The 23,880-nt window shown below is 55.2% G+C and carries 16 protein-coding genes, 2 pseudogenes and 1 riboswitch; of the genes and pseudogenes, 5 read left to right on the top strand and 13 right to left on the bottom strand.

What is annotated here, in order from left to right; translation table 11 throughout:
- The 5 genes from G494_RS0105155 to G494_RS22000 form a co-directional block, all read right to left on the bottom strand.
- Complete coding sequence (locus tag G494_RS0105155) at positions 1-846, bottom strand: hypothetical protein (RefSeq protein WP_153305766.1); 846 nt, start codon at positions 844-846, stop codon at positions 1-3.
- Positions 843-2,615 carry a putative HlyD family type I secretion protein gene (locus tag G494_RS0105150; protein WP_028583673.1) on the bottom strand — a complete coding sequence of 591 codons (1,773 nt, stop codon included), beginning with the start codon at positions 2,613-2,615 and terminating at the stop codon, positions 843-845. Before G494_RS0105150 ends, G494_RS0105155 begins: the two co-directional genes overlap by 4 nt.
- Positions 2,616-2,623: 8 nt before the next feature.
- A complete protein-coding gene (locus G494_RS0105145; RefSeq protein WP_084456430.1) occupies positions 2,624-4,174 on the bottom strand; it encodes a radical SAM/SPASM domain-containing protein in 1,551 nt (516 codons plus the stop codon).
- 8 nt (positions 4,175-4,182) lie between these two features.
- Positions 4,183-5,304 carry a hypothetical protein gene (locus G494_RS0105140; RefSeq protein ID WP_028583671.1) on the bottom strand — a complete coding sequence of 374 codons (1,122 nt, stop codon included), beginning with the start codon at positions 5,302-5,304 and terminating at the stop codon, positions 4,183-4,185.
- A 1,120-nt stretch (positions 5,305-6,424) separates the two neighbouring features.
- Complete coding sequence (locus G494_RS22000; RefSeq protein ID WP_051305403.1) at positions 6,425-8,143, bottom strand: SulP family inorganic anion transporter; 1,719 nt, start codon at positions 8,141-8,143, stop codon at positions 6,425-6,427.
- Between the two features lie 348 nt (positions 8,144-8,491).
- Positions 8,492-8,593, top strand: a riboswitch (TPP riboswitch).
- 99 nt (positions 8,594-8,692) lie between these two features.
- Between G494_RS22000 and G494_RS21995 the strand changes: the two genes are divergently transcribed.
- Together G494_RS21995 and G494_RS0105110 are read left to right on the top strand one after the other, a co-directional pair.
- The gene (locus G494_RS21995) at positions 8,693-9,955 is read left to right on the top strand and encodes an NRAMP family divalent metal transporter (protein WP_051305402.1); all 1,263 of its coding nucleotides are present in this window, start codon (positions 8,693-8,695) and stop codon (positions 9,953-9,955) included.
- 406 nt (positions 9,956-10,361) lie between these two features.
- Positions 10,362-10,628: a hypothetical protein gene (locus G494_RS0105110; protein ID WP_028583667.1), complete on the top strand. Its 267-nt coding sequence runs from the start codon at positions 10,362-10,364 to the stop codon at positions 10,626-10,628.
- A 177-nt stretch (positions 10,629-10,805) separates the two neighbouring features.
- Here G494_RS0105110 and trpS read toward each other — a convergent pair whose 3' ends face one another.
- Positions 10,806-11,852, bottom strand: coding sequence for a tryptophan--tRNA ligase (trpS, locus tag G494_RS0105105; protein ID WP_028583666.1), 1,047 nt, complete (start codon positions 11,850-11,852; stop codon positions 10,806-10,808).
- A gap of 603 nt (positions 11,853-12,455) precedes the next feature.
- Here trpS and G494_RS0105100 point away from each other — a divergent pair.
- Positions 12,456-13,769 carry a hypothetical protein gene (locus tag G494_RS0105100; RefSeq protein WP_035245513.1) on the top strand — a complete coding sequence of 438 codons (1,314 nt, stop codon included), beginning with the start codon at positions 12,456-12,458 and terminating at the stop codon, positions 13,767-13,769.
- A gap of 151 nt (positions 13,770-13,920) precedes the next feature.
- Here the strand turns inward: G494_RS0105100 and G494_RS21990 are convergent, their stop codons facing one another.
- Complete coding sequence (locus G494_RS21990; protein WP_051305401.1) at positions 13,921-14,457, bottom strand: LysR family transcriptional regulator substrate-binding protein; 537 nt, start codon at positions 14,455-14,457, stop codon at positions 13,921-13,923.
- Here G494_RS21990 and G494_RS27880 point away from each other — a divergent pair.
- A pseudogene (locus tag G494_RS27880) lies at positions 14,425-14,942 on the top strand (multiheme c-type cytochrome (seleno)protein ExtKL); the annotation flags it as partial. The gene G494_RS21990 and the pseudogene G494_RS27880 overlap by 33 nt on opposite strands.
- 160 nt (positions 14,943-15,102) lie before the next feature.
- On the opposite strand, the gene G494_RS25155 reads toward G494_RS27880, so the two are convergent.
- Positions 15,103-17,946 carry a methyl-accepting chemotaxis protein gene (locus G494_RS25155; protein ID WP_051305399.1) on the bottom strand — a complete coding sequence of 948 codons (2,844 nt, stop codon included), beginning with the start codon at positions 17,944-17,946 and terminating at the stop codon, positions 15,103-15,105.
- Positions 17,947-18,759: 813 nt separating this feature from the next.
- Here G494_RS25155 and G494_RS27555 point away from each other — a divergent pair.
- Positions 18,760-19,154, top strand: a pseudogene (locus G494_RS27555) (YfbK domain-containing protein); the annotation flags it as partial.
- A 101-nt stretch (positions 19,155-19,255) separates the two neighbouring features.
- On the opposite strand, the gene G494_RS27550 reads toward G494_RS27555, so the two are convergent.
- Genes G494_RS27550 through G494_RS0105050 form a run of 5 tightly spaced genes read right to left on the bottom strand, consistent with a single transcriptional unit; the run spans position 19,256 to position 23,867 of the window.
- On the bottom strand, positions 19,256-19,954 hold the full coding sequence (locus tag G494_RS27550; RefSeq protein WP_232362488.1) for a sensor histidine kinase: 699 nt from the start codon (positions 19,952-19,954) through the stop codon (positions 19,256-19,258).
- 6 nt (positions 19,955-19,960) lie between these two features.
- The gene (locus tag G494_RS0105065) at positions 19,961-20,332 is read right to left on the bottom strand and encodes a response regulator (RefSeq protein WP_028583661.1); all 372 of its coding nucleotides are present in this window, start codon (positions 20,330-20,332) and stop codon (positions 19,961-19,963) included.
- 1 nt (position 20,333) lies between these two features.
- On the bottom strand, positions 20,334-22,130 hold the full coding sequence (locus G494_RS25145; protein WP_084456422.1) for a sensor histidine kinase: 1,797 nt from the start codon (positions 22,128-22,130) through the stop codon (positions 20,334-20,336).
- Positions 22,112-22,465, bottom strand: a complete 354-nt coding sequence (locus tag G494_RS0105055) for a NifB/NifX family molybdenum-iron cluster-binding protein (protein ID WP_028583659.1) — start codon at positions 22,463-22,465, stop codon at positions 22,112-22,114. Before G494_RS0105055 ends, G494_RS25145 begins: the two co-directional genes overlap by 19 nt.
- 4 nt (positions 22,466-22,469) lie before the next feature.
- Complete coding sequence (locus G494_RS0105050) at positions 22,470-23,867, bottom strand: sigma-54 interaction domain-containing protein (protein WP_028583658.1); 1,398 nt, start codon at positions 23,865-23,867, stop codon at positions 22,470-22,472.
- Positions 23,868-23,880: the final 13 nt, after the last annotated feature.

The raw sequence follows: 23,880 nt of genomic DNA, 5'->3' as shown, positions 1-23,880 counted from the left end.
TCAGAGATACATAGCATTAATTGCGGGCCAGAAGATCCAGTCCGTTAATGGGCACTTCAGATGGGCGTCTGCAGGGCGGAAGGTGGCTTTTCCGTCTCTTGAGTAATCCAGAAAGTGGTGTGCAGCTCCAAGGTGTTTGGCCAGCTGAGATGCAATGGTCACCGTGCGAATGGTAAACGGCGGGTGAGGTGCTTCTCTGGTGAGTTGCAATGTCTGGGTGGGTTCGGTGTTGAAGAGTGATGCCGGCATATCACCCATGTAGATGATGAGGCTCTGTGCTGTTACTTCTGATTTTAAGCTTCGAATCCAGTGCCGATTAAAAGGAACTCCCACGAATTCAACTTCGGATGTATATGCAAAGGACCTGCTTATTTGTTGGAGCCGGGGGTCCAGATCCGGCTGTAGGTGCAAGAGGATGACCTTGCTGACCGTGACCCCGTTTTTTGCCAGCATGGGGACCGTTAAGGCGAGATAGGAAAAAACCATATGATGATGAACAGACTCCAGGAGCAGCGGTTTATTCTGCTCCACGTCGCTGCTCTGATAGTGCAGCGTCTTTTCAGCGTCGCAAACGTAGCGATAGACCTGGCTGGGAGGCATTGAAGGCAGGAAAAAACGCTCAAAGGTGTAATCGATCAGGTTGACAATCGCCCTTTCATCTTCTTCCCGGCAGCTAGGGTCAAGAAAGCCCTGATTGGCCAAAGAGAATGGGGATACAGCAATTTCCGCTGTTGTGTTCATCAGTTGTTGGCGGAGCTGAACAGGGTGTTGCTCCCTGCTGAACAGCTTGAGGAGGTGTAGGTCCAGTCTGCTCGCTATGTCCTCTGTTTCCGCCGGCTTCATCATCTCGCTCCGGAGGTGGTGGTTGTCTTTTGGTTGAGACGGGCAAACAGTTTGCCTGTGAAGATGTCATGGATAAAGGGAACAATCAGGTTGAAAGGGCGTTCTTTTCCGACGATAAATTGGCTGCTGGTCTTGGTGGCAGCTTTGAGTTCGCGGCTTGGCTGTCCGCCGATCCATAGGTGATTTCCCGCATTATCTTGAAGCAGTCGGCTCAGAACCAGGTAGCCGTATTGACCTGATGAGACCGTCTCTGCCAGTTCGGAGCTGCCGATCAACGCTTCAATTTCCAGCCGTGTCACAGAGTATTCACCCACCTCCATGACTTCGCCGCTTACCTGGGCGCCGAGTAAACTCCGTTCGTAATCGGGTTTGATGAGAACCTTGGAGCCAACTTCAATTCTTCTTATCTGCCGGCTCTGCACTATTGCCATGTTGAGTAACTGACTCTGCTGCCAGTTGTCTCCCACGGTGATCAGGTCGGCAAAGACAGGGAAGTGGTCTTCATCGTACAGTGATCTCTCGGTCAACCTGAGCGGGGCAATATCGCCTTCAAAAACCAGGCTTCCCGGGCTTGCCCCTATGGTTACAGCGATCTCCGGTAGCCAGCTGTCGATAGCCTTAGCCAGTGTCTTCAGCTGACTTGCAGGGTGTTGGCCAGGGGCGAGTGCGAATGGTCGACTTTTCTCTTTATATCGTAAGCAAAGGGTGCCTTGGTGGATACGCGGAGACAGGAACAGCGTTTTTTTAGATGATTGCGTCTTCATTTCAAACAAGGCGATGGTTTCGCCGGTTTTTACGATATGTCCGATAGCGGGGCGGAAGCTGATCAACTTGCCGTCATAAGGGCTCAGGATATTTTGGTTGCGCCATAGCTTTTTTTCTGATTCTAAAAGCTTTTGACAGATTTCCAGCTTCTTGATCTCGAGCTTTACTTCTCGAGATCTGAAATCGTCTTTTGCCTCTTTTAAGGTGTTGTCGTTATCCAACCTTTTCAGGGTGTATTTCTCAATTTTTTCCTCTATCTCTCCAAGCTCTATATGCTTAGAGTTGTGATCGATATTCAGTTGGTTGAAATCTTTTGAGACCCTTGAGGTCTTGCCGAGTATCTCGTCGAATCGAGAGGTATGCTTTATGAGCGTGCTCTTGTCTATGACCCTTTTCTTCTGGAGTCCTTCCATGTTGCGCAGGTGTTCTGCATAGGTCTGTCTGATTTTTTCTATGGAGGACTTTTGTAGTTTTAAGGATCGTTCCTGTTGATTAAAGAAGGTTTCCAGGTTTAGTTTGAACTGACCCCGGATGGACACCAGAAACTCTATTGCCCTGCTTAGAGCTTCATCCTGTGCCTGATGGTACGCCACCGCACGCTGCAGGCGCTCGTTGCTCGCCTTTCTCTTGAGACTGATTTCCCTGTATTTCAGGGAATAGTGTTCCCGGGCTCTTGCGTAGGCATCCTCAAGCCCGGGTTCATGGATATGCGCGAGGACTTGTCCGGCTTTAACGGTGTTGCCGCCTGTGACCAGACGTGCTGTCACGATGCCGGAGCTTAGAGATTGTATATCTCGGACTCCTCCAAGCGGCAGCATTATGCCTGAAGCCACGATGGCTATATTGACCGTGCTGACAATGCTCCAGATTATCAGGCTCCCCATAAGCCCGCTGAGTGCGAGGCAAAATGGCCAAAATAAGGGCGCTGAACGTTCGGGCATGCTGATCAGAACCTGTTTTGGCTGAAGCAACTGACTGAGAAAGGACTTTCTGAACAATCGAGCCATCTGCTGGCCTATCGCCCTGAATCAGCAGTGACTTTTAAATGGAGTCTCCTGTGGCTTTCTGCCAAGGCCTGAGGGCTTAGCGCTGTCCCTGTCAACGATACCTGGGCTGTGTTTTCATCGGCTGCCCAGTCCTGGTCGGTAACATAACCCTTTTCCCGGGCACGCAGGAATATCAGCTCTGCCGCATTCCACTTCCATTCCGGGCAGGGAACGCTGCCTTGGCCGCCTTTTCCATAACAGACAAAACGTTGTGGGCACATTCCGCCGCATAGGGGCAGAACTGTGCACTCCCTGCATTCCGGAATGTCAAAAGGGGTCCAGTGTTTCCAGAGAGCGTGATTATCTGTCTTGCTCTCTCTTTCAGGAAGACTGCCAATGCGCATGACCGTGTCATGCATCGTCTCCCAGCATTTGTGGAGTTCACCGTTTGCTGCAACCACATAGCCGTTATCCTTGGCGGCAACACACATGCCCATGAAAGAGCCCGGAGCTTCAACAGGGCTGACCACTCCCAATGTACGGCCTCTCTTGTTAAAGGCGTTTATCCGGCGATAGAAATCCTGCTTATCCAGACGAACCCCAAAGGCACTGCCGCTTTCCGGGGTAGAGGCGTCAATCGGAGCAAAGTAGAGAGTAAAGTTGTTGAACTGGTGGAATTTCTTGGTTTCAATCTCCGTCAGCAGATGACCGCATTCATCCAGGTTTTCTTTGCCGACATTAACCCGCATGATGATGTTCATCTCGGTTTGCGTCAACACCTCGGCAATATTGCTCATTATCTGAGAGTATGTTCCCCTGCCGTTTTTTTTCGGGCGCATTGCATCGTGGACCGCTTGGGTCCCGTCAATGGTAATCTGAGCAGTGTTGCAGTAACGTTCCAGAAGCTGCCTTGCCGTTGCAGCGTCCAGGAAGTAGCCATTTGTCACTATCGTGGACGAGTAGTCAATGTGATGGTCCTGGCAGATATTGATCAGCTCATCGGCAAGTTCTTTGAGAAGCGGGGTTTTGAGCAGTGGCTCTCCCCCGTACCAGGTAATGCTGAGGTGCTTCAGGTCGTCAGCCTGGGCCTGAATGAGACCCTTGATGCCGTCAATCGTCTTGGAGGTCAGACTGATATGTTTTTTGTCCAAGCCCTGGAAGCAGTAACTGCAGGCAAAGTTACACTCCATGGTCGGTGCGATGGTCAGGGTGAGGCTTGTCTTGTCGTAGCGTAATGCATTGTAAATGCTCTGGACCATCTTTAACTCATCGACATCCGCAGATATGATGAAGCCTTCCGCTGCCATGATCTTTATCAGCGTAGGGTTGAATTCACGATATTGGAGGCTGCCTTTCTCCACACTTGAGATGAGCAGAGAACACTCCTTGCTGTCCAACAGAGCCGTGGCTCGTGTGAGGGCGTTAAACAGGAGGCCTCTTTTTTGGGTGATGGGAACAAAAAGATTATATTGCGAGAGGCGTAACCGTTCCTGGGGAACATCGATTTGGGCCCGCCGCAGACGTTGTTGGTGGGCAAGTGCCGCATTACGCAGCACCTGCCTTAATGTTTTATTTTCCATGGGGTAGGTTAGCAGGATGGCAGCAGCGGTATAATATTTATAGCGCAGGCACTTACAATGTCGCCAGGCAGGTTAACGCCGCAGGCACTGGCATTTGCAGGACAAAGGTCGCCGACATCAACGCCGCAACTGCCTGCTTTGGCGCCACAGACGCTGGCGGGCTTCACCTTGACGCCACAGGCGTTTGCCTTTGCGCCACAGGCGGAGCCGGCACTGATGCCTGCACCGGTAGCATCTGCATTGGCTCCACAGGCGGTTCCGGCTGAGAGCTTAGCGCCACAGGCATCTGCCTTGGCAGCGCAGGCCGTCGCAGCTGACAATTTTGCCCCGCAGGCTGCAGCCTTTGCCGCACAGGCGCTGCCTACGCTTGTGTTCACCCCGCAGGCGCCTGCGTTCGCTGCACAGGCACTTCCGACCGAACCTTTTGCCCCGCAGGCACCGGCGTTTGCCGCGCACGCACTGACTCCCCCCTCATTTTTGCTGCAGGCCCCGGCATTGGCTGCGCAGGCCGAGGGAAGGGAGATGTTTTCTCCGCAGGTGCCTGTGTTAGCGGCACAGGGACTGGTGCCGACGGAAGTCTTTGTGCCGCATGAGCTGGTTATGCCGGTATCCGAGCCACCGGCAGGCATGCCGTAGAAGATCAGTTCGCCGTCACTGATCGGGCGATCTTCAAATTCGTCGTCTGCCTCTAAAACCGTATCAGAAACTTCCAGCAGCAAGCCTCGGCAGAAGGCCAGAAAGATATCTGGGCTAATCTCAAAGTCAGCGACAGGGTCGCCGTTTGCCAGGTCTATCGGCAGCCCCTGCATGACAAGGACCCGCTCATTGACAGCAGCAACGGTGTATCCGCCGATTCCGCTAATAGCGATTCCGATATCACCAGAGACCTTAAGTGCGTTGAGGTTGTAGAAATGAGGGAGCATCTCCTCCATGATGAAGTCGAACATTGACTTGTCGTCACGGCCTATTTCCGCGTTTTGCCATCGCTCGGAGGCCAGCATTTCAGAGCTTAAGGTGAGGCCTTCGGCAAAAGAGAGAAAAGCTTTCGGATCAGAAATTTTCTCCGCTTCCAGATAGGCGATTTCGTCAGCTCGAAGCGTTAAAAGGTTTGTTGAATCGATCAGTTGCATTTTTGTCCTCAGTCGAAAAGGTTAACGGGATGCAGGCATGGCTGATTCTTGCCCTGCCAATGGGATGCGTTCTTTGTAATGATTTCCTGTCAGGTCATCCTGTTGGTTTGTAGGGCGGTCGAGATTCATTACATGTCAGCTGATCAGGGCGGGAAGGTGTAATACGATGTACTTGACAGTGACCCCTGGTCTTAACTGTATAAAATTATAAAGTTTTTTAATTGTCCTTAAGGTGAGGCAAGTATAGATGCTGTAGATTGCGTTGAGGTTAGTTTTTCGTTAACTTGTTGTTATGATAGGGTTCGTCCTTGCGGGGAAGGCTGGTCGCTTCGGATCATGCAGAGTGGTCCAGCCGTGCAAAAGCGCTCACTGGGTAACGCGCTGTGAGCAGAAAGAGCAGGGAGAAAGAGGAGTGTCCAATAATCCAGGGAATCTGATTCAGATTTCAAACTTAAGGGAGGGCTCAGAAGGTGCTGACAACCGGAATGTCCAGAACAGCCGGAATATCCAGAGCACGCGGGAGGTTCTTAACGCGCGGCCCGCATGGTCGGACAGTATCGGAAGGGCATGTCTCAGGATGTTATCCTGTTTGGCAGGAACGTTGCCGGAGGTGATAATCGGGGGGTGGCGCACATCCCCTGGCCCGACAAGGGGTGCTCAGTCGGGCAGGAATGGTGCCTTGTGATCGATTTTAGCCGCCCGAAGCTGATCCCGTCCGGCTAAAGGGTACTGTGAACAAGGAGATTTCTCGATCAAGATCAGCTAAGCGCAGCCTCTGGGGCATGAAGGGTATTTTGTCGCAGCCATCCAACGGATATCCCAATGGTAAAATTTCCAACTATAACCAAGGGATCGGTAGAAAAAGCAACTTTCATGGTAGCCTGAATCATATGGTCAGGAACCTGGTTTGGGCGGCGAAAGGGAGCGAGCTCTCTTACCCTGTCGATAAAGAACGGCTGATGAAATACCAGGGCTGGCCGTTCGATTTTGGCCCCAGCCCTGTCCCGCAGATGCATGAGGAGGGGCAGATTTTTGCAGAGCTCTTCCCTCTGGTCCGTAGGCTCCAGAGTTTCCCGGGCCCTTTCCCCCCCCTATGCCAGGATAGATGTCGCCTGCCGCTTCAATGTGCAGGGAGTTTGCTCAAGGTGTGAGCCTCATGACAGCTGCTGCTGTTCTCCGGAGGGTGTTGCCGGAGCACTGCCATGGCCTGCTCAAAATGGTCGAAGATGTTTTCTGCGCCGATCAGCTCTTCGGTTCCCATCTTTTTTAGAGAGGCGCGTACCGAAGCGTTGACTCCGGTGAACAGTACCTGCATGCCCTTGTCGCGAACATTCTTGATCACGCTCTCCAGCGACTCGATGGCGGTGGCGTCAATGCTGGGGACCCGGCGCATCCGCAGTACCAGCACGTCCGGGGTATCCCGGGTGAAGTGCATCACCTCCACAAAGCGGCGGGCCATGCCAAAGAAAAAGGGCCCGTCAATCTCGTAGCAGACCACCCTGGCGTCGCCGATCCGGGGGCGGGCAGCACTCTTGTCTTCATCGCCGGGGGAGACGAGTTGAACGCTGCTCAACTCACTCATCCGGCGCATGAACAGCATGGCCGCCAGCACGACCCCAACCTGTACGGCCACGGTTAAATCCACACAGACGGTGAGCAGAAAGGTGATCACCAGGACCAGTGAGTCGGACTTGGGGGCATGGAAGAGGCGGCAGAATCGCTGGAATTCGCTCATGTCCCAGGCCACTACCACCATCACGGCGGCCAGACTCGGCAAGGGGATGTGGGAGGCCAGGGGCGCACAGCAGACGATGAAGAGGGTCAGGGTGAGGGCATGGACCATGCCGGCCACAGGGGTGCGGCCACCGGCGCGGATGTTGGTCGCGGTCCGGGCGATGGCCCCGGTGGCTGGAATGCCGCCAAAGAGCACCGACCCTATGTTGGCGATGCCCTGGGCAATCAGCTCTGTGGAGGAGTCATGGCGCTCTCCGGTCATACCGTCGGCGACCACGGCGCTGAGCAGGGATTCGACCCCGGCCAGGACGGCGATGGTCAGGGCCTCGGGAAGGACATCGCCGACAATGGTCATGAAGTCTGCAGGCGGGTTGAAATGGGGAAGGTCTGCAGGGATGCCGCCGAACCTGGAGCCAACGGTTTCCACCTCCATTCCCAGGATCCAGGCCAGCAGGGAACCGCAGACAATGCCCACAATATGGGCCGGGACCCGGGGGACGTATTTGCGGACCATGATCATGGCAAGCAGGGTTACCAGGGCCGTGGTCAGTGCCGGGGAAGAGAAGGTCGGCAGGGCAAGGCCGCAGGCGACAACCCGGTCAAGGAAGGCGCTGGGCACCTGGTCCATGGAGAGGCCGAAGAAATCCTTGAGCTGGGAAGAGCAGATGAAGACCGCAATCCCGGCGGTGAAGCCGGTGGTGACCGGATAGGGGATGAACTGCAGCAGCTTGCCGAAGCGAAAGATGCCCATCAGGATCAGAAAAAAACCGGCCAGTAAGGTGGCCACCACCAGGCCTTCATAGCCGTGGCGGGCAATCACACTGGAGACGATCACCACAAAGGCCCCGGTGGGGCCGCCGATCTGAAAGCGGGAGCCACCCAGGGCCGAGATCAGGAATCCGGCCACAATGGCGGTGAAAATGCCACGATCAGGGGTGGTGCCCGAGGCGATGGCAAAGGCCATGGCCAGGGGAAGGGCGACGATCCCCACCGTGATGCCGGAACCGATATCGCGGAGTAGGCCCTGGCGGGTGTAGCCTTCACGCAGGGTGGTCAGCAGGGCAGGGGAAAAGGAGACGGCAGGGGGAAGAGGAAATCGTGACATTGGGGATAACTCCAAATTGAAAGATGATCTTTTCAACCGAGGAGCACAGGCTGCGGTCCGGCAAGGCAATATCCGGTCGGGCCAGGGTCTGGAGGCATGGTCGGTCAGGCGAGAAAAACGGAAGAGAGGGTACCACTCTTATTTTTTATTTCAATCGCTTTTTAGAGGTCGGCCAGGATTCTCTGAAAAAGGGCGAGATGGTCCTCTGGTTGGGGAGAGCAACCAACCGGGGCTGGTGGGCCGGCTGCTCCCAAGGTCGGGTCGGCCGAGAGTGGATGGCACACAGCGTGTTTGTGGCTAAGAGGAAAAAACAATTTGCTTTTTTTCTCATAACTCACTAGGAGTCGCTCATTCCGATTGGGGTGTTCTGCACGAGCTGCAGGGCTGAGATCATACCCATCGAACCTGATACAGTTCATACTGTCGCAGGGAATTCGGAGATCGCTTTTCCCGCCGGAATCTCTTCTCCTCCAGCTCACAAAGCCTTCCCCGCTCCCTTCGACCGTGCCGCCGGCGTGAACATCGCTGTGCATACAAAAGGAGATTGTCATGAAGACCGGAAAAGCCGTTACCCTTTCCCTCAAAGCTGAGCAAGAGGAGAGGGCGACGTTGGGGAAATACTGCCACCAGCTAAGAGAGATGGGGCCTGCCTGGATCATCAGCGCCGTGGCCTGCGGGCCGGCGACCCTGGCCAGTGTAGCCATAGCCGGTTCGACCTATGGCTACAAGATGCTCTGGGTTGTGCTCCTCAGCGCGGTATTCGGCAGCACTGCCCAGTATCTGGCTGCCCGGGTGGGTATCCTGGAGGGCAGGGGCATTATTCGGGCCACCGAAGAGCGGTTGGGAAAGTGCTGGGCATGGGTCCTGACCATGGACGCCCTCCTGGCCACCTGGCTGGCCGCCATGGTCCTGATGAACGCGCTCTCCGGGATCACCTCCCTGATCACCGGCCTGGATAGCCCCTACTGGGGCGTCGTCTACGGGATTGTGATCTCTCTCTTTCTGGTGCGTAAGGGGTACCGGAAATTTGAAACCCTCTGCAAGCTGCTGGTGACCTTTGTGGTGGCCTGTTTTGTGGGTACCCTCTTCATGGCAGACCTCTCTGCAGCGGCCATTGTCGGCGGGCTGATTCCCAATCTTCCCGGGGGCATGGACGCAGCCCTGATGATGGCCGCTATCATGGGCGGCGCCGTTCATATCACCATCATCGGCATGCATACCTATAACACCAACGCCCGGGGATGGGGGGCGGCAGACCTGCCGCTGGCCCGTTTCGACACCTTCTCCTCCATGGGGCTGGCCTTTGGGCTCTACAGCGTGGCCATCTTCCTGGTGGCGGCAGCCGTGCTCCATCCCAATGGGATCGCCGTCAAGCGGGCAACCGACGCGGCCCTGGCCCTTAAACCGCTGCTGGGAGACAGCGCCATGAAGATCTTCATGATCGGGCTGTGGAGCGCAACCCTCTCCACCCTCTCTCCCACCTTCATGGCCGGGGCTTATTTTCTCTCAGACAAGATGGGCTGGCAGCTGGATGTCCGGGACCGGCGCTTTGCAGGAGCGGTCTTTGCCGGCTGTCTGTTGAGCATGCTCGGGCCCTTTGTAAAGGGCAGCTTTTTTCTGCTCCTTCCCCTGATGCTGGCTCTGGGCCTGACCGGCACCCCCCTGATCCTCGGCATCATTCTCTACCTGCTCAACCGGTCGGGCGGCAGGTCGCGGAATTCAGCCCTGCTCAATCTGATGGGGGTGCTCACCCTGCTGGTGACCTCCTTTCTGGCGGTGCGCTTCCTGCTGAGCACATTCGGGATCAGCTGATGATGGACTCCGGGATTGAAGAGTAGCTCAACCGGCAGACCCTGCTTTCCGGTGAGCTCAACTCCGGCAAAACCACCCGGACCAGCTCGATCCTTGAGCTTTTTCTGCAGGCCGGCTACGCTGAGCAGATGGCGGTGCTCGATCTTTTTCCGGACCCGGCGCACAGCTTGGAGTCGGCCCGCGACAATGCCCGGAAGATCGAAGGTGTGTTTACCACGATCTGGCATTGAGTTACCCCCGGATCATCAAGGCCTTATCAAGGCCTACTACCCACCACCTTCGCAGATTCAGCGCTGAGCCAGCGGGGAAGACGGCTGACAGCGTCCTTGACTGAGTCCAGCCGGCAGCTGATTCTTTGCCCGAGGCGGGCAAAGAATCCTCATCCGTGCAATACGAGGAGAATACTATGTCTGATTACTTTGAGGCGATCTTGATCGGTGTGCTGATCGCTACGGTCTCGTTGATCTTCCCCTGGCTTCATAAAAAGTACACCTTCAAGCGGGACTCGGCCAGAATCATCACCTTTATCCGAGATTCCAAGTACGCCTTCCGCAGCACCCGGGCCATCATGGACGGTACCACGCTGAGCCAGGAGAGAGTTGAAGAACTCTGCCAAAAAAACGAGCAGATCATCCAGAACAAAAAGAATCCCCATACCTGGCGCGTTCTCTAGCGAAACGACTCCCTGCTCGTCTGGAGGGAGGATGCAACTCCCTTTATGGTTTATGATCTGCTCAACTCTAAGCAGGTTGGCTCTTGAACGCTTATCGTAAAGGTTCAAGGGGGCTGTGCCCCTTTTTCTGTTGCCCCGGTCCTGTTCCTCAAGCCGGGGCTGCTTTCCTGGTTTCCCTTAGGCAGGTTGAAAGAGATCAAGGCCAAAGGCCTGCTTCACCCTGTCGAGTACCTGATTTGCCTCCTGTCGGGATTTATCACTCCCGTTTTTTAATATTTCGATCAGCTGTGACTTGTCGCTAATAAAGCGTTCCCTCCGCTCCCTGACGGGTTTCAGGATCTCCTGGAGGCATTCTTCAAGTATCTTCTTGGTGGTGCCATCTGCCAAACCCCCCTCCTGATACTGTTGTTTGAGTTCCCTGACATGGCCTACGTCAGGGTGAAAGGCGTCCAGGTAGGTAAAGACCACGTTGCCCTCTACCCGGCCGGGGTCTTCAACTCTGAGATGATGGGGGTCCGTAAACATCGATTTTACGGCCCGGGAAATCTCCTTTTCACTTGAGCTCAGCAAGATACAGTTGCCCATGCTCTTCGACATCTTGCCTTTGCCGTCAGTGCTTGGCAGGCGCGGCGTCTTGCTGAGCAGCGGCTTGCATTCGAGTAAGATTTCATCCTGGGCAATGGTGTTTACTTTTCTGACAATCTCGTTGGTCTGTTCAATCATCGGTAACTGATCGTCGCCCACCGGGATCAAGGTGGCCCGGAAGGCGGTAATATCTGCAGCCTGGCTGATGGGGTAGGTTAAGAAGCCCGCTGGTATTGCCCTGCCGAATGATTTGCTGAGAATTTCATTCTTCACCGTGGGGTTTCTTTCCAACCTGGAAACAGAGACCAGGTTGGCGTAGTACATGGTCAGTTCCGCCAGGGCAGGGATCGCAGATTGGAGACAGATGGTCGTCTTGGAGGGATCTATGCCCACCGCCAGATAATCTGCGACCACATTCAAGATGTTCGACGATACCTTATGGGGCTGATGTCCGTTGTCGGTAAGGCCTTGCAGGTCCGCAACCAGGATGGTCTGGCGGTGTTGATGCTGTAATGCCACCCTCTGTTGTAATGAACCGATAAAATGGCCCAGGTGCAACTGTCCTGTTGCTCTATCGCCGGTTAAGATTTTTTCTTGCTGAAGATCAGGCTTGGTTTTGAGGGCTGAGTGCTGGTGCATGGTATGACTCCGTGGTTGGCCATCGGAGGCATATGTACGATATTCATAAGCAGTCTTCCGACGGCTTTTGAATAGATGTGCATCAACGCCGCTCTATGAGATAGAGCGCCGCCATGAAAGGAGAAGTGTCTGTAAGATGAAATGATTTTTCATGGCTCGAGGGTATCAACCCGGATCAGATAAATCAAGGAAATTTTCCATACGCACCGAGCCGGCTACTGCCCACCATTGGCTTCGTCCGGAGCAGAAGAGGGTGGAACTCAAGGAGAGGCCCCACCTGCCAGGATCAGGCACCCCTTTATTTGGAGGATAGGCTCGGCAGGATAACGGCCCGTGTCGATCGGGGCTCATTTGACACCCCTTGATTTTCCGTATAAAATTAAGGCTCACCTTTGCTGCATCCCCATGGTAAACTGGCGTGCAGAATCTATTGAGAGCTGGAGAGGAGAGCGGCGGAGATGAAATAACTGGCCCCGTGGACCCTGGCCTGGACCCTGCACAGAGATGATCAAGAAAGCCCGATATACAATACGGTTAGTGTTCTATCCGGAGAACAGCTGAGAACCTTTCATCAACCATGAGTACAACAAGGATCTGTCATCTATGGAACAAGTCACGAAAAAAGATAATATCTTCAGGGTGTTGGATCAGTGCGGGCCATTCGCGACAGAAGAGGTGTCGCCCCGGTTGAGTCATTTTTCCCCCTATAGTCGTCTCCTCACCCGCAGGCTCAGGGGCTCCCGGATGACCACTCGATACCGGATCGTTCGTGATCAAATATTTGAATTTCTCAATGTGAATTCCTTTGGCGACATCCAGCATCTTATCCAGGATAAAGAAAGCCGGTCGGCGACCAGCCAACGGGCCTATGAACTGCTTGGCAAGATGTTCGCCCTTGAAGGCACACCGCAGGAGTTCGCGGCCATTATTGCCAACTACTCCAGGACTGCTGACAGCGTGATCCGCTATATGCAACAATCCGTGCTTGCCCCATATGCATCATATTTCGAGATGAACAGCAAGGTTGACACGATCAACAATCCGGTGGAGCTTCTGCTTATTCCCTTTGATGACAGGTACCATAAGAAGGCACGCTTCGAAGCTAAACGCAAGCTGGTGCTGATGAGCCTGACCGCTGCCATTGAACAGCGGGAAAGGGAAACCGAAATAGAACAAAAATTTGGCCGCTTCCTCGACTTTCTCAACGCCTATGTGTGGAGCCAGGAGGCCAAGATAGGAGAAAGAGAACCCTCCTTTTTGTTAAGCCGCCATTCAGCCGAGGATTTTTCCTGCAGCGAGGTTGCCGTCTTCCCCTGGGAGCAGGCAGCTGCTCTGCCTGCGGAGCCCCGTACCAAAAGAACCCTGGTCAACCGCCTCTGGTTTTATTGGGATAAGAACAAAATCCCCATCTACGTCATGGTGCGTAAGAAAGAGCCTGTTGCCAAGATATTAAAGCTCCTGAGAAAGGGCGAGGAGAATCCAGACATCGCGGTTGCCGACGAGCTAGGCTTGATGGGCGTCCTGGACAGCATCAGAGAGGTACGAGTTTTTCAGAGATATCTGGTTGAAAGCGCAACCCGGGCAGGCTCTTTCCTGACCCTGGAAGATGTCTCCGATACCCTGGAAAATGGTACCCTTGTCGAGGGGAACACCGGGAGCTGCACTAAAACGCCGATGCTGAAATTTTTCGCCCGGATGGGAGGCATGCGGGTTGAATTTATCATCCATACCAACAAGAGCTTCCTCAATTACACCTATCAACGCGATGTTGCCCACAACGAGTATGAAGTCCGGCGGCTCTTTGATAGCGGGGTCATTAATCTGCTCTTTCCACAGGACATCTATCTCATCGATGCCGCAACCATAAGAGACGATCTGCTGCGCAGGTTCCGGAGGCAGATCGAAGAGGTCGAATAATCGATGCCATCCAGCGGAGTGGCCCCTTGGAGATGATGTAAGATGGGTAGCCTGTTCCTGGAGGTGAAGGGCTAGAGGAAGCGGCGCAGCACGCGTCGCTGTCTGGCTGAAGCCGGTTGAACTGGTCTGCCCTGCGCCTCCTCCTGCCGGTTCAGGCGAAGCAGGCCTTGACCTCCCGGATAAAGGCCTCCATGGAGGGCGACAGCCACTTGTTCTTGTGCAGGATCATCAGGATGGCGGTTTCCATCTGTTTGTCATCGATCTCGAAGCTGGCAAGGCGCCCCTGCCGCAGCGCTTCCTCTACAGCCATCTCCGGGAGGAAGCTTATCCCGACACCCTGTTCCACGCAGGCCTTGATGGTTTCAATGCTGTTGAGCTCCAGGATGGCGGCAGGGGCCACCTTCAACTCTGCCAGATCCCGTACAAAGGTGGACTGATAGCGGCAGTCATACTTGGGCAGGAGCAGGGTCTGCTGCTCCATATCCTTCAGCCGGACCATCTTCCCTGTGCTCAGCTTCGAATCAGGCGAACAGATAAAGAGCAGCTTGACAAAACCAAGGACCTCGCTCTTCAGGTCAGCCTCGTGGATGGCATCGAGGAGCAGAAAGGCCACATCCGTGATCCCGGATCGCAACTCCTGCTTGAGCGAGTTGACGGCAGTGAGACCTGCCAGGAGTGCCACATGCATAGGTCCGGCCTGGGGCATGACATCCAGTCCTACCGCGATGAGACCATGGTTGCGATGGCGCTGGACGTCAAGGTAGAGGGCCGCTCCCTGTTCTGGCGGAAAAACAGGGAACAGGGGGTGCTGCCCATCGGGATCATCGATGTCGAGATCTACAACAAGAGTGGTCATGGCATCCCCGACGGCTGACCTACCCCGGACGTCTCGGCCTAGGCAAGGAGATGGGCAGGGGGCCCTATGAAAAGAGCGGCCTGCTCAGGGAGACGAGCATCCCTCCCCTGGCACGTGTCCATAAGACCCTTGAGATTACCTACCCCTTTGAAGAGCTGAAGAAGGGGACCGGGCTGCGGAGGGAACTGGTGGAGGATGAACTCACCGTCTCCGTGGTCCTCTGGTACCTCCCCTTTGGAGAGTTTGACGGCAATGAGACCGTATTCTTTGAACAGGAAAAGGTGCTGGATCTGAAGACCGAGTGGATCTGGCGCTAGGCCGAGCCCGAGCGAAGGGTGGGCTGGCCAGCCCGGCCTGCAGCCTGAGGCAGGATCCTGCGTTTTTACTGCCGTTCCAGGGGCTGAAAAAAAGGAAGCCTGCAATCCTCAAGCATGAGGGTTGCAGGCTTGTTCGGCTCGTTCTCAGCTAATGTGTTGTTCAGACCTTAAATCTTTTCACCATTTCATTGAGACTCTCCGCAAGCTGTGATAGTTCTGTCGCGCTTTCACGTACCTGGGAGCTGCTGATGCTCATCTCCTGTGAAGAGTTATTCACCATGGAGATTTCCTTGGTCACATCATCCGCAACCGTAGAGCTTTGCGCAACATTCTCATTCACCTCGGCAATCCCCTGGGAGGCCTGGGAGATATTGTCTGATATCTCTCTGGTCGCTGCTGTCTGTTCTTCAACGGCTGAGGCAATGGTGGCTATGACTTCATTGACCTCGATGATGACAGCGCTTATCTCCTCAATCTCCTTAACCGTTGTGCCGGTGGACGCCTGAATGTCTTCAATCTGGGTGCGGATGGAGAGGGTGGACTCAGAGGTCTGTTGTGCCAGGTCCTTTATCTCGTTGGCTACCACGGCAAAGCCTTTACCCGCCTCTCCGGCTCGAGCGGCCTCGATGGTGGCGTTGAGTGCAAGGAGGTTGGTCTGTTCGGAAATCTCGGTAATAGCCTCTGTCACCTTGCTGATCTCCTGGGCCGCGGCCCCGAGGTGTGCCATTTTTTGAGAGGCCTTCTCAGACTGGCTTACCGCTTTGGTTGATACTGAATGGGCTGTTTCGGCATTCCTGGCAATCTCTTCGATGGTTGCCGACATTTCCTCTGAGGCAGCGCTGACCATGTTGGTGTTGGTCGAGGACTCTTCCATTGCGGCAGAGACACTGCTCAGGTTGGCGGACATCTCCTCCACGGCCGTGGCAACCATGCTGGCGTTGCCGGAGGTGGTATCTGCCGACGAAGAAAGCTGTTCAGAGATGGCAGACAGCTCTGTGGAAGACGAGGACAAGGTACCGACCCCACCTGTTATGTCTGTTATCATTCCCTGCAACTTTTCGATGAACTGATTGAACCTGAGCGAAAGCTGGCCGATCTCATCACCGCTGTTGACCGAAAGTCGAACCGTGAGGTCACCTTCGCCCTGGGCAAGTTCGGTGAGGTTGTCGACGACGTGTTGTACCGGCCTTACGATCATCTTGGATAAGAAGAGGGCAACCAGGATAATGATCCCAACACCTGTAGCGCCGATAATGTTGGACGCCTTTTTCAGGGTCGTGATGGCTGAAAAGACCTCTGACTCATCAATTTCAGCAATGATGGCCCAGTTGATGTCGTCAACGCTTAAGGGGGCATAGGCGCTTAATACCGGGTTGCCGTTATAATCCTCTATGATCTGGGTGTCAGTGGCTCCTGTCAATGCCGCCTGTGATGCAAGGGTGTTGACTGCGCCCAGGCCGGGATTGGCAAAAGAGGCTGTGACTGTGTGGTTTTTCGGGTCAAGGTAGCTGTCTGATCGCATGAGTTTATCCGCACCGACCAGGTAGGTTTCCCCACTCTTGCCCATGCCGGTGCGTTGTTTCATGATGGCATTGATGGATTCCAGGGAAAGCTGCATGGCAACGATCATCTTGACTTCACCCTGAGCCAAGATCGGTTGGGCGATAAAGGCTGCAGGCTGATCGTTGCTGGGTGCATAGGGGGCGAAATCAGCGATGCCGTAAGCCTTTGTTGCAAGAACTTTTCGGGTGAGTTTGCCCAGGCCGGAATCTGCGTAGGCACCGTTGATCATGTTGGTTCCGTAATCAGGCTCTCTGGCCACCGAGTAGAAGACCTCGCCGTCAGGGTCGATCAGGAAGAGGTCGTCGTAGCCATATTTTTTGATATACTTGCTGAAATAATCGTCCTCTGCGCTGTTTATCTTGTTTTTTATCGCCTCTTCGAGCTGTATCTTTGAAATGCAGGCCCAGGTCACGTCGTCGATCCGAAGTGGATTGTAGGCAACTATATTCAACTGGCCGGTGCTGTCGCTGAAGAAATTTATGCCCCTCTTTCCCGATAAGGCCGCCTCTATATACGGGGTAGACATCTCGTAGCCGACAACATAGGCGCCGTTTCCCATGGTTTGCATGTCGCTTCTAAAGGAGGTTTTACCCTCATGCTTTCCAACGAGATAGGTTTCTCCTGTTTCACCCATGCCTTTGCGTTGCTGGACAATTTGATTGCTCTTGTCAATCGGTACCTGGAAGGCGAGTACCCCTAGTAAGCTGCCCTGATCATCATGGATCTGGGTCATCATGAAGGCTGCCTGTTTGCCGTTGGAAATGGCATAGGGTTCAAAGTCGGCCATGATAACCTCAGCAGGCGCCGCCTTAAGGGTCTTGAAAAAAGCCTTGCCCAGACCAGCGTCTTTCAGCGCACTGTTTGGGATACTCATGCCTAAATCAGCTTCCCGGGCCACGCTGTAGACCACTGTGCCGTCGGCCGGGATCAGGAAGATATCATACCAGCCATACTCCTTCATGATGAGCTGCATGCGCGGGTCGTATTCCCGGGCAAGTCGCATATACTCGGGAGTCAGGGCCTTGCCGGACATTTGGTATGATTTATCAAAGGCCTGAAGGGCGCCCCTGATAAAGGGCTCATCCTTGAGCACCCTCAACTGCCTCTTGAGTAAAGAGAAGTATTCCTCCACCTGATTTGTTTTCAGTTCTTGAATGCTTGCCAGTTTTTCTTCTGCAGCCGCTGTCAAGGCCTGGACGGTTTCCAGTAACACCGCCATATCACCTTGGCGTTCATCAAAAAAACGTTCCAGCTGGGATTTTTTTATCTCCCGAACCATCTCCATTTGATTGAAGGATAAGGTCGAGAGCGCTTCACTTGATTTCTGGAGAGTGATGATGCTTATGGTCACAAAGGGAATGACGCCGACCGCCAGGAAGGCAAATAGTAATTTCTTTCCCAGAGAGATATTTTTAAGAAAACCACTACTCTTTTGTTTCATCTGAGCCCTCCTGTTTGGTTAGATATTAAGTCTTACTGATGTATAGTGAAGGTTACGTTTATATGCGCTTAAAAAGCAAGCTTATTTTTAGCTGGTCGGCAGGGTCTGATCAGGTTCAAATCTCCAACGGGCATGACCAGCATGCCGGTTTAGCTCCTTGCATCGTGTATCTCCGTCTACTGATGTTTTCTTAAGGAAGAGCTGTAGCGAAGATCGATCTTCTGGGCGGCACCCCTGTAATGGAAAATCATATCAAGGAGCAGCAGTTTTATTTGTCCGCAGATCGTACCTGTTGGCATAAATGGTGGCCGAATCCTATGCCGGCTCAGAGCGGGTGGTACTGCCGCCCACCAGTGGGGATCAGCAGGAAAAGATCTTAGAGGCCATCGACCAGCGTTCCTCCGGGAGGCTCCAGCCATGCCACCCAGGGAATCCGCACCGCCTGTCAGCTGGCCAGCCAGGTATACCTGTCCCAGGGCAACAACCGGGTCATCCTGGCCTCGGACGGTGACTTTAATGTGGGGGGCCCCAGCAGGGGTGAGCTGAAACGGCTGACTGGAGAGCAGCATCAGGGCGGCATCTAACTGACACTGCTTGGCTTTGGCATGGGCAACTACCACGACGATACCATGGAGATTCTGGCAGACAGTGTGAGCGGTCAGGATAAATGATGGAAAAGGAGTGAATAATGTGCGAGATATTTGAGAGAACGGCAACTACGTCTATATTGACTCCCCATTGGAGCTCCAGAAGGTCCTGGTCAAGGAGATCCGCGGCACCCTCTTTACCCTGGCCTCTGATGTCAAGATCCAGGTGGAATTCACCCCCACCCTGGTCGACGCCTACCGATGATCGGTTCCGAGAACCGGGCCTTGGCCACCGAGGATTTCACCGATGACAGCAAGGCTGCCGGTGAGCTCGGGATCAGTTACAGGGTGACCGCCCTCTACGAACTGATCCCGGCTGGGCACGGGGCTGTGCCCCAGCTGGACAGACTCAAGTATCAGCAGCCCCAGTCCTCGGCTGCGGGCAAGGGTCAGGAGCTGTTCACCGTGCGGCTTCGCTATAAGGAGCCGGGCAGCAGCTGTTTGTTGGAGCTCAGCCAGAGCCTCGCGCTTCAGGAGCGGGAGCTGGCAGAGACCTCGGACGCCTTCGGCTTTGCCGCGGCAGTGGCTGGTTGGGGGATGATCCTCAAGGAATCGGAGTGCCTGGGTGAGTTTGACTGGCAGCAGTGCCTTGAGCTGGTGCGCGTCGCCAGGGGGGCTGAGGACGGCTCTACAGCTGAGGGAACCGGCCAGGCTGAGCGGACTCAGCCGGCCGCCTCTTTCGGGGTCAGGGAGGGAAGGCTAAGGGTCAGGCTGACTCCTGCCCCAGCTCCCTGCTTCGGTCTGAGCGAGGCGCCTAAGAGATCAAGGGCCGCAGAGAGCGCCCCTGATGACGGCTTCCCCTCTCCAGTGGCCAGAGAGACACCCGGGACCAGAAAGGAGAGGACAGCCAGTTTGTTCTGCTGGCTGGTTTTCAGCTCGATCCTGCCCCCTGCCTGGGCATGCTCAAGGCAGAACATGTACAGCCTGTAGACCAGGTGCTGGAGGAGTGCCGGGTTGTTGTACAGCGGCAGCAGCCCCTGGTCGGGGACCAGGGTGAACTCGACCCGTTTCAACCTGCTGAAGCGTTCAAGAAAGACACACTCCTCGGCCAGCAGTTCGTTGAGGTTGAAGGAGGCGTAGACGGTATCTGTGCGATGGGCAAAGCCGCTGAGGTGATGGAGCATCTCAGCGGCGATGGCAACCCGGCGCTCAACAGAGTTCACAGCCTTGGTCAGGCGGGCCACGGTGACCTCCTCTCCGTGGATACCCTGGAACTCGAGGATATCGGCGATCAGGCCGTTGGATTCCCGGATGATGCTGAGATGGTTCTTCATCTCGTGGGAAAAGCCGGCCATGATCCGGCCAAAGGATTCCAGCTGCATGGTGCGGAGTGTCTCTTCTCTCTCTGGTTCATTGGTCATGGCCAATTATCCCCTCTGCTCTGCTGCCTGGGTGATCTTTTTCATCAGCTCGCCCAGGTCCACCGGCTTGATGATATAGTCAAAGGCGCCCTGTTCCATCGCCTTGATCCCTGAGGCTGACGAGCCGTGGCCGGTGAGCATGATAACCTCCACCCTGGGCGCCTGGGTCTTGATCTCTGTCAGGATATCCAGGCCGTTCACGTCCGGCATCTTCAGATCCAGGATGACTACCTCCGGCTGCTCCGCCACCGCCTGGACCAGCCCTTCACTGCCGCTGTGGACATCAGAGGCATCCAGGCCGCGCAACCGCAGCCGCTGGCAGAGGGTTGAGGCAAACTCCACTTCATCGTCGATGATCAGTATCTTGGTCTTACTCATGCTATTGCTCTTGGTCATGTTGTACCGGGAGGATGATTTCAAAGCTGGTCCCCTGACCAACCTCGGACTGGACGTTGATTCTGCCGCCAAGCTTTTCAACTATGCCGTAGGTGATGGAAAGCCCCAGTCCGGTACCCTTGCCGGTTTCTTTGGTGGTGAAAAAGGGGTCGAAAATGTGTCGTATGGTCTCTTCGCTCATCCCCTCGCCCGTATCCCTGATGGTTACTCTGATATGCTGTTCATCCTGCTCCAAACTCCCCAGGGTAATGGTGCCGTTACTGCCTATGGCATCAACGGCATTGTTGATAATGTTTAAGAATACCTGCTGCAACTGGCCACGGTCACTGAAAATTTTTTTGATGTCAGGGTCTAGGTCGAAAACCATCCTGATCTGGTTGTAGGTGGCCTCCCTGGCCAGGAAGGCGACCACCTCTTCCAGGACATTGTTGATGTCGATCTGTTCGACGCTGACATCGGTATGGCGGGCAAAGCCGAGCAGCCGATGGGTGATGGTCTTGCAGCGGACCACACTGTCCTGGATGCCATCCAGTGCCTGCAGCATCGGTTCCTTGTACTCAAAGGGCCCGCTCATTTCAAAGTAATCATGCACCAGGCCTGTCTTTTGGTTGATGATCGAGAGCGGATTGTTGATTTCGTGGGCAACCCCGGCAGCCAGCCGGCCGATCGAGGCGAGCTTGTTGGCATTTTCCGCCTCGGCCAGGAAATGCTCCCGCTTGACGTCGCACTCTCGGATGTAGGCGGTGATGCCCTTGGAAAGCCGCAGGGTTACCAACACGGCGCCGACCATGCAGGAAGAGATAATAGAGAACAGCCGCAGCTGGAAGAAGAACCAGGCCTCCCTGTGCATATAGGACTCCTTGATCATCACCAGGTTCCAGGGGGTGTTGTCCAGGGGCATGGTCGCCAGCAGGACCCTGGCGCCGGATTCGGTGCTGCCCACAGTGATCCTGGTCTTGCCCTGGAGCAGTTGGTCGTCCTCTGCCATCATCTTGGCAAGATCATAACCGCTGGAAAGGGGCTCTCCCAGCGGGCTGCGCTTGCCCTGCTGACCATACTTTCTGGGCAGGGTCTGGGCTATGCCGCTGGCATCCTCCAGGTAGACGTCATCGACCAGGGGGGTGGAGATGGTATCGATGTAGCGCTGCAGGGTCCTGCCGTCGATGGTCACTCGCAGGACCCAGGTGCCTGGCCGATCGTTATGCTGGCGGCTGATGGCGATTACGAAGTGGGGAACCTGCCGGTTGCCGGAGAAGACCGTGGAGATATAGAGCCCCCGCTGCAGCACCTCCCGGTACCAGGTTTGGTCGGTGTAGTCTCGGCGTTCCAGGGTGTAGGGGCCGATGTAGGCCTGCTGTTTTCCCTGTGAATTGATCACCTCGATATCGGCAAAATCAGGGTATTCGTTCCGGAGGCGGACAAAGAGCGCTTCCAGTTTTTCTGGCTCGATCAGCTCCCGGTAGCGGTCGGCATGGCCGACAAACTTGATGATGGACTGCAGCTTGGAACTGAATCGCTCCATGGTGCTTTTTGCCTGTTCGATGTTGAGCACCAGCTGGGTCAACTCATTGGTCTGGAGCAGCCGTTTGTACTGGTAGTGGGAGAGAATGGAGATGCTGAACAGGGGGATCAGCACCAGGACCAGCAGGAGCACAAAGAGGCTCCTGGCAAACTCCTGGTAGTTCTTTTCGATCACCACGCCCCCCTCGATGTTGTCTCGAAAGAGCGGCAATATTTTGACTAACCAGCTGAACTGTCTTTTCATTCTGTTATGCCGCATGAAGTTGTTCCTGGTAAGATCGTTCCTGCTTGCAAGGCGCCCTCTGCCACCAGCTGGATCACGGTTGGGTAGGGACCGATCACGGAATCTATGACCTTGATTTTTTTCCAGGTGAGAAACCGGTAATGCTGCTCCTCAATGCCGCCGCAGACCACGATGCCGACATTTTCCTTGAGGGCCAGGTCGCAGAGTTGTTCTGCGGAAAACTCCGAGAGAATGATTGACCTGGGCTCTTCAAGCAGTTTTCGGTTATAGCAGCTGACGACCATCACCTCCCCGGTAAGGTCGAACCTGGGCGAGACAAAGTTGCCTCTGATCGTAACTAAAATCTTCATTTCACTATGTTTTATTTAAACCGTATTTCTTGATCTTCCGCCAAAGAGTGGTTCTGCCCCAGCCCAGGAGCCGGGCTGCCTCTTTTTTGCTGCCGCCGCTTCGTCGAAGGGCATTGAGGATCTCGCTTCGCTCCATCTCCTCCCAGGCTGACAGGGGCGGCATGGGGGCGGATTCCCGCAAGCTGCTCCCTGGCTGGGCAAACCCCTCTGCGCCCGGCTCCTGCCGAAGCGGCTCAACGGGCTTGAACATGTAGCGGGGCAGGTCGTCGAGCTGAATCTGTTCGCCGTGGCAGAGGTTGACCCCATATTCGACAATGTTGCGTAGCTCCCGCACGTTGCCGGGGTAGGGATAGTCGAGCAGCACCCGGAGCGCCTCAGGGGAGATCTCCTTGATATTTCTGCCCAGGGCCCTGCTGAATTGACGGATAAAGTGCTCAAGCAAGAGGCGCACATCTCCCTCCCGCTCCCTCAGCGGCGGGATGTGCAGGTGGAGCACATTGAGCCGATAGTAGAGGTCTTCCCGGAAGCGGCCCCTCTGCACCTCCTGGCGCAGCGAGCGGTGGGTGGCGGCAATGACCCGGACATCGACCTTGACCTTCTGACTGCTGCCAATCGGAAAAAACTCCCGGTCATCGAGCACTGAGAGCAGTTTCACCTGGAGCGGCAGGGAGAGGTCGCCTATCTCGGTGAGAAAGAGGGTGCCCTTGTCTGCCAGGCGGAACTTGCCGGCACTGTCGCGCAGCGCCCCGGTGAAGGCGCCCTTGACATGGCCGAACAACTCGGACTCCAGCAGGGCCTCAGGCAGGGCGCCGCAGTTGACCTTGATAAAGGGCCTGCGCACACGCTGGGAGGAGTGGTGGAGCTGTTCTGCGATCTTGTCCTTGCCGGTCCCGGTCTCGCCGGTTATCAGCACCGAAGCATCGGTGCGCGCCAGGACGGCCATCATCTCGAAGATCGCCTCCATCTGGCGGCTGTGGCCGATGATCTCGGCCCGGCCCTCACTGCTCAGGCCCTCCTGCTTGGCTGCCTGGAGTACGGACATGTCTTCGAGCACCACCATTACCCCGGTGGGCTGCTCATCCTTCTCGATGCGGGTGATGGTGCAGTGGACCGGGATCCTGAGACGGGCCCGGTTGATGATATTTCCCTCCCGTGAATTCGAACCACCCTCGGCCAGAACCTGGCGGCAGATCAGGTCATTGGAGCTGAGGCTGGTGCGCAGGATATAGTCTGCATAGATCCCCACAGCCTCAGCAGCCGTGAACCCGGTCATGGCCTCAAGGATCCTGTTCATCGCCACAATGCAGAGCTGATTGTCCAGCAAGGCTATCCCGTGGGGGATGGCGTTGAGCAGGTCGACCACATCCGGGAGCGACTGGGGGAGGGGCTGTTCTGATTTCATCTGGTCATTATTG

This window comes from Desulfogranum mediterraneum DSM 13871 (assembly GCF_000429965.1).
Taxonomy (GTDB): Bacteria; Desulfobacterota; Desulfobulbia; order Desulfobulbales; family Desulfobulbaceae; genus Desulfogranum; species Desulfogranum mediterraneum.
The sequence above is the reverse complement of the archived record's forward strand: the minus strand, read 5'-3'. Positions and strand labels throughout refer to the sequence as shown.